The sequence below is a fragment of the Streptomyces sp. CB00316 genome (genome assembly GCF_001905595.1).
Taxonomy (GTDB): domain Bacteria; phylum Actinomycetota; class Actinomycetes; order Streptomycetales; family Streptomycetaceae; genus Streptomyces.
On record NZ_LIXI01000002.1, the window covers coordinates 614,645 to 631,971 of the forward strand.

The following is a 17,327-nucleotide window of genomic DNA, read 5'->3' on the forward strand; positions in this document are numbered from 1 at the left end:
GGGCCGTCACCAGCCCTGCTGCGGCGGCCCCCCGAACGGCGGTTGCTGCTGGACCGGATCGGGTCCACCGGCGGCGGCCGCGCGGCGGCGGGCCAGCAGCGTCCAGGCACCGAGCCCGAGCACCAGCACGGTGCCCGTCCCGAGCGCTCCCGCCGCGACGACCTGCATCGTCGCGCTCTTCGCGGCCTTCGGAGCGCTGTCGCCGCTCTGGGCCAGCTCCTTGTCCTTCTCGGTCACCGCGAATATCCCGGGGTCACCGTCGTACGGCGAGTCACCGGCCTCGTTGTTCACCTGGACCGACATCGTCAGCACGATCGGGTTCTTGCCGTAGCTCTCGGCGACCTTCGGGCTGAGCGTCACCGACAGGTAGTACCAGCCGGCGAAGCGCAGGGTGCTGACCCGCGAGCTGTAGTCGTACCGGTTGCGGTACGCCACCGGCGGCAGCGGCTTCAGCGCCGTGGTAGCGGACTTGCCGGAGTACGACAGGGACGTGTCCGTGACGTGCCCCTGGGCGGGGTTGTCCAGCGACAGAGTGAGGGCGTTGCCGATGAACTCCGTAGCGTCGACCGTGGTGTTGCTGAGCGCGGCGGAGGCGTAGATCTGCTGCCCCCAGTCCACGGGCACCCGGTAGAAGCGGGTCTGGCCCGGGGCGATCTCGTCGATCCACTCGCCGGCCCTCAGGCTGGTGGCGTCGTAGTAACTGCTGCCGCCCGTACGCTTCTGCGCCTCGACGTCCAGCGGGGCGGGCGTGGCCGAGGGCCAGTCCTTCGGTGCGGTGGTCTCCGTGGGCCCGCCGCTCTTCAGCGCGGGTTCCTCGACGAAGCGCAGCTCCAGGTTCCAGGCCTCGGGGCTGGAGGTGGGCTTGCTCTCGCGCTCGACGAGGACGTCGTAGGGCCCGGCGTCCTCGCAGGTGGTGCTCGTTCCCTTGCCGATGGTCCGGTGGGCGTACGCCGCGATCGGCCGGGGGGTCTCACCCGAGCCGAACGTGGCCTGGTTCGAGCTGCACCGGGAGTCGTTGAGGGTCCGGATGCTGATGGTGATCCCGTCCCCGTACGCCACCGAGCCGCCGCTCTTGGGCACCGCGACCGCCGAGACATAGGCGTCCGTGAGGCTGTCGAGCTTCACCCGGTAGTAGAGCTTCTCTCCCGGCTCGATCGAGCTGCGGTACACCGCCCCCGGCTGCAGGACCGACGCCTCGGCGTTGAGCTCCGCGCCCTGCACGTTCTTCGCGTCGGGGTCGAAGGCGTACGCCGGCGGGCCGGCCGCGTACGCGTGTCCCGGCAGCACCACCACCGTCGCGCACATCGCGGCGAGTGCCGCCAGCATCGCCCGCCCCCTGTTGCGCCGCCTCTTCACGCGCTTCCCCTCGTCGTCCGCAATGGCCGCCCTGCGACGGCTGCGTACAGGGCTCCCCCGGCCGTGATCACGAGGGCGCCCGCTCCGTCAGCGACCGCACGGCCGGTCCATCCTGCCCCGCCCACACCGCTGCTGTCTCCGGCCACAGCAGGATTGCCCTTCTTGTCCGCGTTCCTGCTGTGGCTCACCCCTTCAGTTCCTTTGCTTCAGCAAGTTACTGATTTGCTCAGGTGAATTCACGAGGGAGGCATCACAGTCATCGCGCATCAGCACGGGCGACACCGCCGGGGCCCGGACAGCACGAAGCCCCGGCCGCTCAGCGACCGGGGCCCGTAACAGACTGTGTCGTCTCACACACCCGAACCTGCGGGCACGGAGTCGGTCGCCTCCGTCCACAGATCCTGCTCGGCGCGATCCGCCTGGATCTGGCGGTACACGAGGAGCCCGCCGATGGCAGCCAGTGCGACCAGGAGAAGCTTCTTCACCGCGCGACCTCGTCTTTCCTTGGAATAGGGGCCTTCTGCCGCCGACTATACACACCGGCCGATACCGATCGGTGACCTGCCTGGAACCCAAAAGCAGCCCGCCCCGGCGCCCCGGCAAGGCCCGCGCCGGTCCCCGTAACGCGTTCCGGACGGTCCGTCAGGCCCGGTTGCACCATACGAGTGGTGTTAATCCGAAGATCGGCGCAGCGCGGGCGTCGCTCCCCGAAATCGCGGCCCGGATCCACATGATCGGAGAGTCAGCAACCGGACCACCCGAAAGCGAGGGGCCATGAGCACCTTCCAGCCCAAGAGCATCTGGACCGCCTTCATCACCGCCTTCTTCGCCCTGCTGGCGTCGCTGGGCCTCGCCACCGCCACGGCGAGCACCGCGAACGCCACGAACGCCGCCGCGCAGCCGAGCGCCACGACCCAGGAGCACGCGGGCGCCACGGCGGCAACTCCATTCGCCCCCTCGGTCCGATGGACCCTTCCGCGTGACCGGGCCCTGCCGCCCACGATGAAGCAGCGCATCCGGGCCGAGGCCCACGGCTCCTCCCCGGCCACCCGCCACCTGTCGGCCGACCCGGCGGCCGCGACCCGCACCACCGGCGCCTCCCACCACACGGCCCCGGAAGGCGACTCCCCGGTGCCACCCCCCTGATCCCGGCACCCACCGCACTCCGGGGCCCCTGGTCGGTTCACACCGGCCGGGGGCCTTTCCGTGCGCCCGGGGCCGGTGAGGTACGTCGGCTGCCCGGGGCCGGCGCCGTACACCGGAGCTCTGCCCTTCCGCGCGACCGGAGGCCTGTACTGGACGAGGACCGCCCGTACACCCCGTTCCCTCCCCGCCCACCCGCTCAACGCAAAGACCCCCAGCCACTGGTGACTGGGGGTCTTCGTTCTGTGGGGCTAACAGGATTTGAACCTGTGGCCTCATCCTTATCAGGTCGATCACGGCCCCGGGGGAGGTGGAGGGATCCATGCCTGGCGACCGCCTATCGACCGCTGGGGGCCGCTCTCGGCCGTTGGCGTTCGCCGCTGTTGGTGTCAGCCGTTGGTGTCAGGCGCACCAACGGGACTTGACATCGCTGGGGTAGCGGTCAAGCTCAGCGCACGGCGAGTACCTCGGTGAACATCGCAAGATAGCTGTCGTGAGCAAGGCGCAGTTCTCCGAGTTCGTTTTCCTGGAACCACGCGATGGCATCGTGTTCGTCCAACGCGACATTGACCGGAGCTCCCGTCCAACTTTCGATCAGCCAGATCTGCATGTCGAAAGCGTCGGTATGGATCTGCCGCATGGGCGGGCCTGAAGGCACCGCGACCTCGATCCCGAGCTCCTCGTGCAGCTCCCTGGCCAGTGCCGCGCCGGGAAGCTCTCCAGGTTCCACATGTCCACCGGGTAGGTCCCAGACGTCGGGGTACCAGCGGCGCTCGGGAGATCGGTGACACAACAACACCCTGTTGCCGTCGCGCAGGAACGCCGCGACGATCCGAGCCCGAGTAGCGCCTTGCGCAGAAGTCGACACATGAGCAGTCTGCCAGCGCTGTGCCTCGGCCAGTCAACAAACCGTGGGCTGAGCCGCACCCTTCCACCTTCGTTTACCCACCACCTACCCCGGCTCCCATCCCGTCCGCCTTCGACCCACACTCCGTGGAGCGGTCGTGGTTCAGGGCGTCAAGGTGGAGCGCGCCACTGTACGAACGACCTTGACGCCCTGGGCCGCGACTGCTCGGCTCTGCCTGGGTCGAAGGTGGTCGGGATGGGAGCCCCACAACGCTCGCCACGCTCCGGCCGGCACTCGCGAACGGCGCCCCTCCCATCCCGGAGTCTGAGCGCCCCCGCCGGAGGCATCCTCTTGAAGCCGCGGGCTTGGTTCTCGTCTCATGCCCCACGGGCCTACACAGCGGGCGCGCGTCGGCGGCGGCAGCGCCGAGCGGGCCGAAGGCAGGAGCGCGGGCGCAGCCAGAGCCGGGAAGCGCGCCCGGCGGAGCGGAGCGCAGCCGGGTGCCTTGATGAGGTAGAGAAACCTGTTACAGCCCGGGGGACTCAGGCGTCGAAGTCGTACTCCAGGACGTAGGCCGCCGCATCCAAGACCATCTCATTGACCTCGACGGGGCTGCCGTCTTCAGCGAACGCGGTTCGGCAGACAAGCATCACAGGTGTGCCAGCGGGCAGGCCCAGCCTCGACGTCTCCTCGGGGAGAGGCATACGCGACCGGATCTCTTCGCGGAAGTGGACCGGCTTATGCCCTAGCTCGGCCAAGCGGGCGTAGATGCCTCCCGGCCCCGTATCCACCTCGGTGATGGGTGAGCCCTCAACCAGTGCATTCGGAAGATACGACGTCGCCAGCAGGACCGGCTTCCCGTCAAGGACGAACCGCCGACTCCTGATGCAGGCAGCATCCCCTTCCCCTAGATCGAGCACGCGTGCCGCATTGTCGGAAGCGGTCCCCCTGCGCACATCAACCTGATCCACAACCAGGTCTCGGCCACCGAGATCTGCTTCCCAGATGGAGCGGCCACCGCCCCACTGCTCTCGTGCCAGGCGCTGGATCCCACGACGCCGCAACGGCTGGAAGGCGCGGACGAACACTCCCGCACCCTTGCGTGCCTCGGTCAAACCTTCGCTCTGAAGCACGCCCAACGCCTGCCGGACAGTCATGCGCGCAACACCATGCTGCGCCATGAGGTCGTTTTCTCCAGGAAGACGGGCTCCCGGGCCCAACGCACCGGACTGGATCTCAGCCTTCAAGGCATTGGCGATCCGCCGGTACTTGGGCTCGCGACCGCTACCTTCCGTGACCATTCGTGGATTCCTCTCCTCTCTAGACACCTTAGGACCGTGAGGCGCTTTCGCGCGACCTCCACGAAGCCCCGGTAGTTGATTCACGCACCGCACCAGCAGCTTTGCGCAGACGCGTAAGTCGACTCACGCGACTCCTACCCGATGAGCGTCACTCGATCCGACTCGAGCAGCGTTGAAACCGTTGACATCTCTAGACATCTCTAGTTCTCTAGAGATGTCACTACGCGTCGTCGTGACAAGCAGAGAGCGGCGCTCCTACCGCCAAGCAGCGCGCCGCTCTCCATCCCCTGAGGGAGCTTCCATCATGCCTGCAACGCTTGTTGCTCCGCGTGCCACTCTGAACACCTCTGTCGCGGTGCCTTCGATCCCGGTCGAGGAGCTGTGGAGCGGTGAGCGCAAGATCGCGCTCTACGCGTCCGACATGCCGGGGAACTATCGCTACCGCCGAGGTGACAAGCCTCAGCTCGTAGCCTGGATCATCCAGGGTGCGATCCGGCTGGGGCTGGAGGAGCTGTCCCGTTCGGCGGCCTACGCCCACAGCTACCGGCTCCTGTCGCTGTCCAACCTCGCGACGGGCGAGCAGATCCGTGCCCATCGTCTGCGCTTCCCCGACAGCCGGAGGCTGAACCGGGCGGAGTCGATTGCCCACCTCGTCGCCCTCGGCCAGGATGCTGTGTCCTACTCGGCTGCGGCTGTCGCGCGGAGCCGTCGCCCCCTGGTCGAAGGTGCCTGCCACTGTGGCGGTACCGGCTGGTCCGAGGTCTGCTTCGACCCGTACGACCCGACTGCGATCGCATCCCAGAGCTGCCCTGGGCACAACCCCACCGGTCACCTCCCCGGCCCGAGCGTGTCGGTGGTCGCGTGACCTTCTTCGACGAACGCCATGACGCGGCCGAGCTGGCCGATGAGAAGCGGGCCGAGCAGATCGGGATGTACCTCGACGCTCACGACGTCCGCCCCTACACCCGGTTCTTCACCGTGGTCGATGACGCGCACTACGCCGAGGAAGACGCCAAGGTGCGCGGCCTCTACCCGCCGATCGGGCACGGCTACCCGAGGGAGGACGACCAGTGACCTCCTTCCCCGTAGAGCCCTCGGCCGTGGCCGGTACCGCCGCCATCGTCGGCACCGACCCGCTGACGCTGGCCGACCTCTTACGTGTCGCCAACGCCCCCGGCTTCGACCGGTGGCAGGAGCAGGTACGCCGTACCGGTGGCTGCTCGGACCCGATCCACCTGGAAGGCATGACCACCACCCGCGACGCCAAGTCCGGGCAGGTGCTCTACTCCTACAGCACCCAGGGCGAACCCGGCGGACGCCTCCGCGTCGCCTGCGGGAACCGGCGGGCCTCCCGCTGCCCCTCCTGCGCCTGGACCTACGCCGGAGACACCTTCCACCTCATCCGCGCCGGACTCACCGGCGACGTTGCCAAGGGGACCCCGGTCACGGTGCGCACGCACCCCAAGGTCTTCGCAACCCTCACCGCCCCCAGCTTCGGCCCGGTCCACAACCGGCCCACCAAGGGTGTCTGCCGGTGCGGCACCGACCACCCCGAAGACTCCCCGCTCCTCGGCACCGCCCTGAACCCGGCCACGTACGACTACGCGGGCGCGGTGCTGTGGAACAACCACGCCGGGGACCTCTGGCGCAGGTTCACCATCTACCTCCGCCGGGAGATCGCCGCCCGCGCCGGCCTTTCCCAGAAAGCCGCCTCCGAGGCGTGCCGGGTCTCCTTCGGGAAGGTCGCAGAGTTCCAGAAGCGCGGCGCGGTCCACTTCCACGCCATCGTCCGCCTCGACGGCCCAGACGGACCCGAGACCGTGCCCCCGGGCTGGGCTAGCGTCGCTCTACTCACGGACGCGATCCAGGCGGCCGCCGCCCGCGCCACGGTCCCGCTCCCACCCTCCGGCGACCACCCCGCCCGAACGCTGGCATGGGGCACGCAGGTGGACGTCCGGCCCATCGGCGCCGGGAGCGCAAACGAGGATCTGTCGGAAGAGGCGGTGGCCGCGTACGTGGCGAAGTACGCCACCAAAGCCGCCGAGACCACCGGCACCGTCGACCGCCGCATCGGGGAGCTGGGCGAGCTGGACAAGCTCCCCGACCTGCCCGACCACGCCCGTCACCTGATCGAGGCGTGCTACGACCTGGACGACGCCTACCCGGACCGGATGCTGTGGCGCTGGGCCCACATGCTCGGCTTCCGAGGCCACTTCTCCACCAAGTCCCGCGCCTACTCCACCACCCTCGGCGCACTGCGCCAGGTGAGGGCCGACTACCGGGCCCGCCAGGAGCGCCGCGAACGCGGCCTGCCCGACCCGGACGACGCCCCGGAGGGCTCCACACTGACCCTCGCCCACTGGACCTACGCCGGACACGGCCACACCCCCGGCGAATCCTGGCTCGCCGCCACCATCGCCCGCGACATCCAGACCGGCCGCACCACCGCCCGCGAAGTACGCGCCGAACTCGAAGACCTAGATGGAGGTGACTGGGATGTCTGAGGAGCTGCTGACGGTGCCTGAGGTGATGGCCCGGCTCAAGGTCGGCCGGACCACCGTCTACGACCTGATCCGTACGCGTCGCCTGCCCTCGCTGACGATTGGCTCCAGCCGTCGTATCCCGGCTGACGGTCTGCGGGCGTTCCTCGCGTCCCGTCTTGAGGAGGCTGCCTGATGGCGAAGCGTCGTCCCAATGGCGGGGGCACCGTCACCAGGCGGAAGGACGGGCGCTATCAGGGTGCCGCGTACGTGACCAACACGGACGGGCATCGGGTGCGGAAGTTCGTCTACGGCTCGACGTACGACGAGGCGGCGGAGAAGCTGGGCAAGCTCCAGGAGCAGGAGCGCAACGGGGTGCCGGTGCCGTCGCGGACCTGGTCGCTCGGTGAGTGGCTGGCCTACTGGCTTGAGCACATCGTGAAGCCGAACCGGGAGCACAACACGTACGTGAAGTACGAGTCCAAGGTGCGGCTGTACCTGGTCCCCCATCTGGGCAAGAAGCCGTTGGTTCGGCTGACCCCGGCTCAGCTCCGCTCGTTCATGGCCGAGCTGAAGCGCACGGAGGTTCCGCCGGCCGCCCGCTTCGAGGTGCTGCGAGTCCTCCGGAACGCGTTGAACCGGGCCGTGCGCGAGGAGCTGCTGACCCGGAACGTGGCCGAACTGGTGGACATGCCGAAGGTGACGAAGAAGGAAGCGAAGCCGTGGAACGCGCGGGAGGCCATCACGTTCCTGCGGTCCGCTCGGGCCCACCGGCTGTACGCGGCCTGCGTCCTGGTGCTCGTTCTCGGCCTGCGCCGGAGTGAGGTGCTGGGGCTGCGCTGGCAGGACATTGACTTCGATCAGCGTCAGTTCACGCCGCTCAAGCAGGTGCAGCGGGTGAAGGGTGTCGGCCTGGTTCTTAAAGACCTCAAGACTGAGTCCTCGCACGCCGTGCTTCCGCTGCCGGAGTTCTGCGCCCGCGCCCTGGAGGAGCGTCGGGAGCTCCAAGACCTCGAACGGCGGATCGTGGGCGATGGCTGGAGCCAGGAGCCGGGGCAGGACCTGATCTTCTCGTCGGAGCGTGGCGGGCTGATCGACCCCGTGGGCTTCTCCCGGAGCTTCAACGCGCTCGTGAAGCGGGCCGGGGTCCGCCGGATCACAGTGCGGCTCGCTCGGCACACCTGCGGCACCCTGCTGGCGTTCCTGAAGGTGCACCCCAAGGTCGCCCAGGCGATCCTCCGGCACAGCCAGATCAGCATGACCATGGACGTCTACACCCACGTGGTGGGCGACGGTGAGCGGGAGGCCGTGACGATGCTCGCGGAACTCCTGGAAGATCCACTGATCGGCTGATGTCAGCCGTAGATGTCAAAGGCCCCCCACCGTTCCCGGTGAGGGGCCTTCGTGCTGGTGGGGCTAACAGGATTTGAACCTGTGGCCTCATCCTTATCAGGGATGCGCTCTAACCAACTGAGCTATAGCCCCGCCGCGCTCTCGCGCTGACTTCTGAAGATTAGCGCACGTCGGGGCCAGTCCCAAAATCGATACCCGGGCGCGCTACTCGTCCTCGGCCAGCGTCAGCTCGACGCCGCCCACGAAGCCCGCCGACAGGTTGTAGATGAAGGCGCCCAGCGTCGCCAGCGCGGTGGCCAGCACCACGTCGATCACGGCGATGACCGACGTGAAGATGAGCACCCGCGGCAGCGAGAGGAACGACTGCAGATCGAAGCCGTTGCTCTCGTTCGAGCCGGTGGCCTCGCTGATCGTGCCGCCCACGGTGGAGAAGACGCCCATGGCGTCCATCACCATCCACAGGACCGCCGCCGCCACCACCGTGCAGATGCCCAGGGCGATCGACAGCAGGAAGCTGACCTTCATCACCGACCACGGGTCGGCCTTGGCCACCCTCAGTCGGGCCTTGCGGGTACGCGGAGTGGTCCGCGCCCCCGTACGCGGCTTACGCGTCGCCTGGGCGCCGCCCACGCCCTGCGCGCCGCCCAGCGTGCCCCCGTCCTGCCCGGGGCGCTGCTGGCCGCCCTGGGTGCCACCCGTCGGCGACGGGTACGCCTGAGGCGGGTGGTACGGCCCCGACGGCCCCGGTGCGGGCTCACGCTCGCCGGGCAGCGGCCCGGTCGCGTAACCCTCGTACTGGGGCTGAGGCCCTCGTGTGTCCGTCACAGTGCCCCCTTGGGAGTCCGTGGCAGGGCCACGGGCACCGTTCGCTCCTGCTCCGGAAGCGGCCGAACCGGCGCCCGTGGCTCCACTCACGCTCTACTCCTCGTGCTCCCCGGTCGAAGGCTCCGTGCCCTCGACAGTGCCCTCTACCACGCTCTCGGCGTGGACCTCGGCCATCTCGCTCTCAGCATCATCGGCCCCATCGACCTCTTCCGCCTCACGACCGGCCTCGGCATTGCGCGCGATGCCGACGACGGCATCCCGCTTGCCCAGATTGATCAGTTGGACGCCCATGGTGTCACGGCCCGTCTCCCTGACTTCATTGACTCGCGTACGAATCACACCACCTCCGAGCGTGATGGCGAGGATCTCGTCGGTCTCCTCGACCACCAGCGCACCGACGAGCGAGCCCCGGTCCTCGACGATCTTGGCAGCCTTGATGCCGAGGCCGCCGCGGCCCTGGACGCGGTACTCGTCGACGGGGGTGCGCTTGGCGTACCCGCCGTCGGTTGCGGTGAAGACGAACGTACCGGGCCGGACGACATTCATCGAGAGCAGTTCGTCTCCCTCACGGAAACTCATGCCCTTGACGCCCGAGGTGGCACGGCCCATCGGACGCAGCGCGTCGTCCGTCGCGGTGAACCGGATCGACTGCGCCTTCTTGCTGATGAGCAGCAGATCGTCCTCCGCCGACACCAGCTCGGCACCGATCAGCTCGTCGTCGCCGCCGTCCGGCATCTCGCGCAGGTTGATCGCGATCACACCGCCCGAGCGAGGCGAATCGTAATCCTTGAGCGCGGTCTTCTTCACCAGACCGCCCTTCGTCGCCAGGATCAGGTACGGCACGGCCTCGTAGTCGCGGATCGCCAGGATCTGGGCGATCTTCTCGTCCGGCTGGAAGGCCAGCAGGTTGGCGACGTGCTGGCCGCGCGCGTCCCGGCCGGCGTCCGGGAGCTCGTAGGCCTTCGCCCGGTAGACGCGGCCCTTGTTCGTGAAGAACAGCAGCCAGTGGTGCGTCGTGGAGACGAAGAAGTGGTCGACGATGTCGTCCTCCTTCAGCTTCGTTCCGCGCACCCCCTTGCCGCCGCGCTTCTGCGATCGGTAGTCGTCCGTCTTCGTGCGCTTCACATAGCCGCTGCGGGAGATCGTGACGACGATGTCCTCCTCGGCGATCAGGTCCTCGATGGACATGTCACCGTCGAAGGGCACCAGCTTGGAGCGCCGGTCGTCGCCGAACTTCTCGACGATCGCGGCCAGTTCCTCGCTGACGATCTGACGCTGCCGCTCGGGCGAGGCCAGGATCGCGTTGTACTCGTTGATCTTCGCCTGGAGCTCGTCGTGCTCGGCGGTGATCTTCTGGTGCTCCAGCGCGGCCAGTCGGCGCAGCTGCATCTCCAGGATCGCGTTCGCCTGGATCTCGTCGATCTCCAGCAGGCCCATCAGGCCCTCACGCGCGATCTCCACGGTGTTGGAGCGCCGGATGAGGGCGATGACCTCGTCGATGGCGTCCAGGGCCTTCAGGAGGCCGCGCAGGATGTGCGCCCGCTCCTCGGCCTTGCGCAGCCGGAACTTCGTCCGCCGGACGATGACCTCGATCTGGTGCGTCACCCAGTGGCGGATGAACGCGTCGATCGACAGCGTGCGCGGGACCCCGTCGACGAGCGCCAGCATGTTGGCGCCGAAGTTCGACTGGAGGTCGGTGTGCTTGTACAGGTTGTTCAGGACGACCTTGGCGACCGCGTCGCGCTTGAGCACGACGACCAGGCGCTGCCCCGTACGGGAGGAGGTCTCGTCGCGGACGTCCGCGATGCCGCCCACCTTGCCGTCCTTGACCAGGTCGGCGATCTTCTGCGCGAGGTTGTCGGGGTTGGTCTGGTACGGAAGCTCCGTGACGACCAGGCACTGGCGGCCCTGGATCTCCTCGACCGCGACGACCGCGCGCATCGTGATGGAGCCGCGCCCGGTGCGGTACGCCTCCTCGATGCCCTTACGGCCCACGACCAGCGCGCCGGTGGGGAAGTCGGGGCCCTTGATGCGCTCGATCAGCGCGTCCAGCAGCTCCTCGTGCGAGGCCTCGGGGTGCTCCAGATACCACTGGGCACCGGCGGCGACCTCGCGCAGGTTGTGCGGCGGGATGTTGGTCGCCATGCCGACCGCGATGCCCGCGGAGCCGTTGACCAGCAGGTTGGGGAAGCGCGCCGGCAGGACCGTCGGCTCCTGGTTGCGGCCGTCGTAGTTGTCCTGGAAGTCGACGGTCTCCTCGTCGATGTCCCGGACCATCTCCATGGACAGCGGCATCATCTTGCACTCGGTGTACCGCATGGCGGCGGCCGGGTCGTTGCCCGGGGAACCGAAGTTGCCGTTGGAGTCCACCAGCGGCATGCGCATCGACCAGTGCTGCGCGAGGCGCACCAGAGCGTCGTAGATGGAGGAGTCGCCGTGCGGGTGGTACGTACCCATGACGTCACCGACGACGCGGGCGCACTTGTAGAACCCCTTCTCGGGGCGGTAGCCGCCGTCGTACATCGCGTACAGCACCCGGCGGTGGACGGGCTTGAGGCCGTCCCGTACGTCGGGCAGCGCACGCGAGACGATGACGGACATCGCGTAATCGAGATAGGAGCGCTGCATCTCCGTCTCGAGCCCGACGGGCTCGACACGCATGCCCACACCGGGGACGATCGCTTCCTCGGGCATCACGGGTTCAGGTGTCACAGGGGTGTTCTCGTCGGCCATTGCTGGTCAAAGTCCTTTCGAGCTGCGGCGTCGCTGGTACGGCCGACTCAGATGTCGAGGAAGCGGACGTCCTTGGCATTGCGCTGGATGAACGAGCGCCGCGCCTCGACGTCCTCACCCATGAGCACCGAGAACAGGTCGTCGGCCTGCGCCGCGTCGTCCAGCGTGACCTGGCCGAGGACCCGGTGGTCGACGTCCATGGTCGTGACGCGCAGCTCTTCGGCGTTCATCTCGCCGAGGCCCTTGAAGCGCTGGATCGAGTCTTCCTTGATCCGCTTGCCGTTCTGCTTGCCGAGCGCCACGAGGGCGTCGCGCTCCCGGTCCGAGTACGCGTACTCGAAGTCGTCCCGGCCCCACTTGATCTTGTAGAGCGGCGGGCGCGAGAGGTAGACGTTGCCCTGCTCGACCAGCGGCCGCATGAAGCGGAAGAGGAAGGTGAGCAGCAGGGTGTTGATGTGCTGGCCGTCGACGTCGGCGTCCGCCATCAGAATGATCTTGTGATAGCGGAGCTTCTCGATGTCGAAGTCCTCGTGGACCCCGGTGCCGAAGGCCGAGATCAGCGCCTGGACCTCGGTGTTCTGGAGGATCTTGTCGATCCGGGCCTTCTCGACGTTCAGGATCTTGCCGCGGATGGGCAGGATCGCCTGGTACATCGGGTTGCGGCCGGACTTCGCCGAACCACCGGCGGAGTCACCCTCGACGATGAAGATCTCGCACTTGGTGGGGTCGTTCGACTGGCAGTCGCTCAGCTTGCCGGGCAGCGAGGCGCTCTCCAGGAGCCCCTTGCGCCGCGTCAGGTCGCGCGCCTTGCGGGCCGCCACACGGGCGGTCGAGGCGGCGATGCCCTTGCGGATGATGTCGGCGGCCTCGTTCGGGTTCCGGTCGAACCAGTCCGTCAGCTGCTCGTGGACGACCTTCTGCACGAAGGTCTTAGCCTCCGTGTTGCCCAGCTTGGTCTTCGTCTGACCCTCGAACTGCGGCTCGCCCAACTTCACCGAGATGATCGCGGTGAGACCCTCGCGTACGTCCTCGCCGGTGAGGTTGTCGTCCTTCTCGCGCAGCAGCTTCTTCTCGCGCGCGTACCGGTTGACCAGGGAGGTCAGCGCCGCACGGAAGCCCTCCTCGTGCGTACCGCCCTCATGCGTGTGGATCGCGTTGGCGAAGGAGTAGACCCCCTCGGTGTACTGCGTGTTCCACTGCATGGCGATCTGGGCCGAGAGGAGACGGTCCTTGTCCTCGGCCTCGATGTCGATCACCGACTGGTGGATGACGTCGCCCTTACGGGAGTTGAGGTACTTGACGAAGTCGACGATGCCGTTCTCGTAGTGGTACGTGACCGTGCGGGTCGTCTCCTCCTCGGGCACCTCGACGGCCTCGGCGCTGTCGGCGCCCGCCGTGGCCTTCGCCGACTCGCGCTCGTCGGTCAGCTTGAGGGTGAGGCCCTTGTTGAGGAACGCCATCTCCTGGAAGCGGCGCGAGAGGGTCTCGAAGCTGTACTCGGTGGTCTCGAAGATGTCCCCGTCGGCCCAGAAGGTGACCGACGTACCGGTCTCGTCCGTGGCCTCGTGCTTGGCCAGCGGGGCGGTGGGGACACCGAGCTTGTAGTCCTGGGTCCAGCGGTATCCGTCGGTCTTGACCTCGACGGCGACCCGGGTGGACAGGGCGTTGACGACGGAGACACCGACGCCGTGCAGACCGCCGGAGACGGCGTAACCGCCGCCGCCGAACTTGCCGCCCGCGTGCAGCACGGTGAGCACGACCTCGACGGCCGGCTTGCCCTCGGACGGCACGATGCCGACCGGGATGCCACGGCCGTTGTCGATCACGCGCACGCCGCCGTCGGCGAGGATCGTGACGTCGATCGTGGTCGCGTGGCCCGCCATCGCCTCGTCGACCGAGTTGTCGACGACCTCCTGCACGAGGTGGTGCAGGCCGCGCTCACCGGTCGAGCCGATGTACATACCAGGCCGCTTGCGGACCGCGTCCAGCCCTTCCAGCACGGTGATCGCGCTGGCGTCGTACGAGGCTGTGGCCTCGCCCGACTCACCGGCTGTGGACGGAATGTTCTCGTTGGGGTTGCCGGAATCGGCCACGAAGCGCCCTTTCTGGCACAGCACAGGCCGTCTTCCGGACAGGCGGGAGCGGCTGCGTCGTTCGGCTTGTATCGACGACTCCCGCCTCAGCAGCGGGATTACTCACCAGTCTACCGGTAGCACTGACATGAATGGGGGTTTGCCGGTACCTGAGTACGCATGTGCCGCCCTGAATCGGCGGTTGACGACTCCCCATATTCAGGGAGGGGCCCCAAGAGGCCCTGACGGGCATTGAGCGCTTCGGCCTGTCAACCTCCCGCTACGGTGAGGGACGCTCCGGCCGCACCTCCCGGTTTCCGCCGGTACGAACCGTGGTGAACCGGGAGCTCCGGTCCGTCCCAAGCCCCTTACGTGAGCATCAGGGACACGACAAGATCTAGCCAAAAGTGCAGCTCAGGGGTGGGGAGCGGCGGTCCGGTCAGTAGCCGGAAGGCAGCGGGGCGCTCATCCGTAGGTGTCCCCGGGCCCCTTGCTGCCAGGCGCCCGCAGCGGCCCGAACCGGCGCTCCGGGCCCCCCGGACCGAGCACCTTGATCATCCGTACGGTGCCCTGCCCCAGATCCGCGTTGAGCCGAGCCACCAGCTGCGGGGCCAGCAGCCGCAGCTGGGTCGCCCACGCCGTGGAGTCGCAGCTCACAGTGAGCACCCGCGCGGCCGGGTCCTCGTCGTAGCGCAGCGGGACGCAGTGGTTGGCCAGATCGTCGCCCACGATCTGCGGCCACCGCCCCATCACACCGCCCACCGCCGCCGGGGTCTCCCAGCCGCGTTCGGTGATCAGCCGGTTGATCGCGGAGCCCAGCGGCTGCGGATCGCGGCCGTCCGAGCGGGCCCCGGAGCGCAGCCCGCCGCCCCGCCTCGCCTGCTTCTTCTGCTGGGCCGCCGCACCCCGCGCCCTGGCCTGCTCCTTCGCCGCCCGCAGCGCGACCCGGGCCAGGTCGACCCCGGACACCTCGGGCGGCGCCGGGCTCGCTACCGGCTCAGGCTGCCCGGGGCTCCCCGGCTTTCCGTCCCGGCCGGTCATACCCGCTCCACCTCGCCCGCCGACACCGCGTACCGCGCCCCCGCCAGCACGCCCGGCACGTCCTCCGCCACCGCGGCGGTCACCAGCACCTGCTCGCCCGGTGCCACCAGCTCAGCCAGCCGCTCCCGGCGGCGGGCGTCCAGCTCGGCGAAGACGTCGTCCAGGACCAGCACCGGCTCGTTGCCCTCGGCACGCAGCAGCTCGTAACTGGCCAGCCGCAGCGCCAGCGCGTAGCTCCAGGACTCCCCGTGGCTCGCGTACCCCTTCGCGGGCATGGACCGCAGGCCGAGCACCAGGTCGTCCCGGTGCGGGCCCACCAGCGTCACCCCGCGCTCGATCTCCTGCTTACGGACCCCGACGAGCGCCGCGGTCAGCCGCTCGTACAGCTCGTCTCGGGTGCTCGCCGGGTCGATGTCCTCGCCCACCGAGCTGCGGTACTCCAGGGTCACGAGGCCACCGCCCGGCGCCACGTCCCCGTACGCCTTGTCGGCCAGCGGCTGGAGCGTGGCGATCAGGTCCAGACGCTGCGCGAGCAGCTCGGCGCCGACCCGTCCCAGGTGCTGGTCCCAGACGTCGAGGGTGGACAGGTCCATGGACCGGCCGCCGTGGCGACGGGCCATCGCGGCGGACTTCAGCAGGGTGTTGCGCTGCTTGAGGACCCGCTCGTAGTCGGAGCGGACCCCGGCCATGCGGGGCGAGCGCGCGGTGATCAGCTCGTCCAGGAACCGCCGCCGCTCCCCGGGGTCGCCCTTGACCAGGGCCAGGTCCTCCGGCGCGAACAGCACCGTCCGTACGATCCCGAGCACGTCACGCGGTCTGACCTGCGAGGACCTGTTGATACGGGCCCGGTTGGCGCGGCCGGGGTTGAGCTCCAGCTCGACCAGCTGCGAGCGCTCGCCCTGGGTCACCGCCGCACGGATCACGGCCCGCTCGGCGCCCATCCGCACGAGGGGAGCGTCCGAGGAGACCCGGTGGCTGCCGAGGGTGGCGAGATAGCCGACGGCCTCGACGATATTGGTCTTGCCCTGCCCGTTGGGCCCCACGAACGCGGTGACGCCCGGGTCGAGAGGGACCTCGACCCGGGCGTACGAGCGGAAGTCGGCCAGCGAGAGATGGGTGACGTGCATGGTGGCCGACCTCTCCCGACAGTGCTTCCAGGTTGTCGCGGCGCCGGCGTACGGCCGGCGCCGCGATCAGTTCTCGTTCTTGGACTCGACCGCGTGGCCGCCGAACTGGTTGCGCAGCGCGGCGATCATCTTCATCTGCGGCGAGTCGTCCTGGCGCGAGGCGAACCGCGCGAACAGGGACGCCGTGATGGCGGGCAGCGGCACCGCGTTGTCGATCGCGGCCTCCACCGTCCAGCGGCCCTCGCCCGAGTCGGCGGCGAAGCCCCGGAGCTTGTCCAGGTGCTCGTCGTCGTCCAGGGCGTTGACCGCGAGGTCGAGCAGCCACGAGCGGATGACCGTGCCCTCCTGCCAGGAGCGGAAGACCTCGCGCACGTCGGTGACGGAGTCGACCTTCTCCAGGAGCTCCCAGCCCTCGGCGTAGGCCTGCATCATGGCGTACTCGATGCCGTTGTGGACCATCTTCGCGAAGTGGCCGGCGCCGACCTTGCCCGCGTGGACGGAGCCGAAGTCGCCCTCGGGCTTGAGCGCGTCGAAGATCGGCTGGACCTTCGCCACGTTCTCCGCGCTGCCGCCGTACATCAGGGCGTAGCCGTTCTCCAGGCCCCAGACACCGCCGGAGACGCCGCAGTCGACGAACCCGATTTCCTTGAGACCCAGCTCGACGGCGTGCTTCTCGTCGTCGGTCCAGCGCGAGTTGCCGCCGTCGACGACGACGTCGCCGGGCGAGAGCAGCTCGGCCAGCTCGTCGATCGTGGACTGGGTCGCGGCACCGGCCGGGACCATGACCCAGACGACCCGCGGACCCTTCAGCTTGCCCACAAGCTCTTCGAGACTGTGGACATCGGCGACATCCGGGTTGCGGTCGTAACCGATGACGGTGTGGCCTGCGCGGCGGATGCGCTCGCGCATGTTGCCGCCCATCTTGCCGAGGCCGACGAGACCGAGCTCCATCAGAGATTCCTTAAGCGTCGTGGCGATAGCGTCGGGGCGTTCTCCGCCCAGGACCGAGCCTACGCCCGGCCGGCGACAGCGCGGTGGGCCCGCTCCGC

General features: G+C 68.7%; 16 protein-coding genes and 1 tRNA gene. 6 read left to right on the forward strand and 11 right to left on the reverse strand.

The genetic code is table 11. The annotated features are described in order from the left end of the window. Nucleotides 1–6: 6 nt before the first annotated feature. Both AMK21_RS06810 and AMK21_RS06815 read right to left on the reverse strand, forming a co-directional pair. Nucleotides 7–1,326, reverse strand: coding sequence for a hypothetical protein (locus AMK21_RS06810; RefSeq protein ID WP_199863135.1), 1,320 nt, complete (start codon nucleotides 1,324–1,326; stop codon nucleotides 7–9). 380 nt (nucleotides 1,327–1,706) lie between these two features. After that, nucleotides 1,707–1,841 carry a DLW-39 family protein gene (locus tag AMK21_RS06815; RefSeq protein ID WP_003958712.1) on the reverse strand — a complete coding sequence of 45 codons (135 nt, stop codon included), beginning with the start codon at nucleotides 1,839–1,841 and terminating at the stop codon, nucleotides 1,707–1,709. Nucleotides 1,842–2,130: 289 nt separating this feature from the next. Between AMK21_RS06815 and AMK21_RS06820 the strand changes: the two genes are divergently transcribed. Then, nucleotides 2,131–2,502 carry a DUF6344 domain-containing protein gene (locus AMK21_RS06820; protein ID WP_073875152.1) on the forward strand — a complete coding sequence of 124 codons (372 nt, stop codon included), beginning with the start codon at nucleotides 2,131–2,133 and terminating at the stop codon, nucleotides 2,500–2,502. A 445-nt stretch (nucleotides 2,503–2,947) separates the two neighbouring features. On the opposite strand, the gene AMK21_RS06825 is transcribed toward AMK21_RS06820, so the two are convergent. Further along, a complete protein-coding gene (locus tag AMK21_RS06825) occupies nucleotides 2,948–3,367 on the reverse strand; it encodes an NUDIX domain-containing protein (protein WP_073875154.1) in 420 nt (139 codons plus the stop codon). Nucleotides 3,368–3,888: 521 nt separating this feature from the next. After that, entirely contained in the window at nucleotides 3,889–4,647 is a 759-nt protein-coding gene (locus AMK21_RS06830; protein WP_073875156.1) for a GntR family transcriptional regulator, read from the reverse strand. A 304-nt stretch (nucleotides 4,648–4,951) separates the two neighbouring features. Between AMK21_RS06830 and AMK21_RS06835 the strand changes: the two genes are divergently transcribed. The 5 genes from AMK21_RS06835 to AMK21_RS06855 are packed head-to-tail and all read left to right on the forward strand — an operon-like array spanning nucleotide 4,952 to nucleotide 8,480. Continuing rightward, the gene (locus AMK21_RS06835; RefSeq protein WP_143194844.1) at nucleotides 4,952–5,512 is read left to right on the forward strand and encodes a hypothetical protein; all 561 of its coding nucleotides are present in this window, start codon (nucleotides 4,952–4,954) and stop codon (nucleotides 5,510–5,512) included. After that, a complete protein-coding gene (locus AMK21_RS06840) occupies nucleotides 5,509–5,721 on the forward strand; it encodes a hypothetical protein (RefSeq protein WP_073875160.1) in 213 nt (70 codons plus the stop codon). The genes AMK21_RS06835 and AMK21_RS06840 overlap by 4 nt, the downstream gene beginning before the upstream one ends. Beyond that, the gene (repSA, locus tag AMK21_RS06845; RefSeq protein ID WP_420712478.1) at nucleotides 5,718–7,151 is read left to right on the forward strand and encodes a replication initiator protein RepSA; all 1,434 of its coding nucleotides are present in this window, start codon (nucleotides 5,718–5,720) and stop codon (nucleotides 7,149–7,151) included. The genes AMK21_RS06840 and repSA overlap by 4 nt, the downstream gene beginning before the upstream one ends. Further along, complete coding sequence (locus AMK21_RS06850; protein ID WP_234421848.1) at nucleotides 7,144–7,323, forward strand: helix-turn-helix domain-containing protein; 180 nt, start codon at nucleotides 7,144–7,146, stop codon at nucleotides 7,321–7,323. The genes repSA and AMK21_RS06850 overlap by 8 nt, the downstream gene beginning before the upstream one ends. After that, entirely contained in the window at nucleotides 7,323–8,480 is a 1,158-nt protein-coding gene (locus AMK21_RS06855; RefSeq protein WP_073875162.1) for a tyrosine-type recombinase/integrase, read from the forward strand. The genes AMK21_RS06850 and AMK21_RS06855 overlap by 1 nt, the downstream gene beginning before the upstream one ends. A 55-nt stretch (nucleotides 8,481–8,535) precedes the next feature. Here the strand turns inward: AMK21_RS06855 and AMK21_RS06860 are convergent. The 7 genes from AMK21_RS06860 to gnd all read right to left on the reverse strand — a co-directional run bounded on the left by AMK21_RS06860 (nucleotide 8,536) and on the right by gnd (nucleotide 17,229). Beyond that, nucleotides 8,536–8,612: transfer RNA gene (locus tag AMK21_RS06860), tRNA-Ile, on the reverse strand. 72 nt (nucleotides 8,613–8,684) lie between these two features. Next, a complete protein-coding gene (locus tag AMK21_RS06865; RefSeq protein ID WP_073875164.1) occupies nucleotides 8,685–9,305 on the reverse strand; it encodes a DUF3566 domain-containing protein in 621 nt (206 codons plus the stop codon). 93 nt (nucleotides 9,306–9,398) lie between these two features. Next, on the reverse strand, nucleotides 9,399–12,038 hold the full coding sequence (gene gyrA, locus AMK21_RS06870) for a DNA gyrase subunit A (protein ID WP_073875166.1): 2,640 nt from the start codon (nucleotides 12,036–12,038) through the stop codon (nucleotides 9,399–9,401). Nucleotides 12,039–12,085: 47 nt separating this feature from the next. After that, nucleotides 12,086–14,155, reverse strand: a complete 2,070-nt coding sequence (gene gyrB, locus AMK21_RS06875) for a DNA topoisomerase (ATP-hydrolyzing) subunit B (RefSeq protein ID WP_073875168.1) — start codon at nucleotides 14,153–14,155, stop codon at nucleotides 12,086–12,088. 420 nt (nucleotides 14,156–14,575) lie between these two features. Next, a complete protein-coding gene (locus AMK21_RS06880) occupies nucleotides 14,576–15,079 on the reverse strand; it encodes a DUF721 domain-containing protein (RefSeq protein ID WP_018513883.1) in 504 nt (167 codons plus the stop codon). A gap of 68 nt (nucleotides 15,080–15,147) precedes the next feature. Beyond that, a complete protein-coding gene (recF, locus tag AMK21_RS06885; RefSeq protein WP_073875170.1) occupies nucleotides 15,148–16,278 on the reverse strand; it encodes a DNA replication/repair protein RecF in 1,131 nt (376 codons plus the stop codon). A 66-nt stretch (nucleotides 16,279–16,344) separates the two neighbouring features. Continuing rightward, nucleotides 16,345–17,229, reverse strand: a complete 885-nt coding sequence (gene gnd, locus AMK21_RS06890) for a phosphogluconate dehydrogenase (NAD(+)-dependent, decarboxylating) (protein ID WP_073875172.1) — start codon at nucleotides 17,227–17,229, stop codon at nucleotides 16,345–16,347. Nucleotides 17,230–17,327 lie beyond the last annotated feature (98 nt).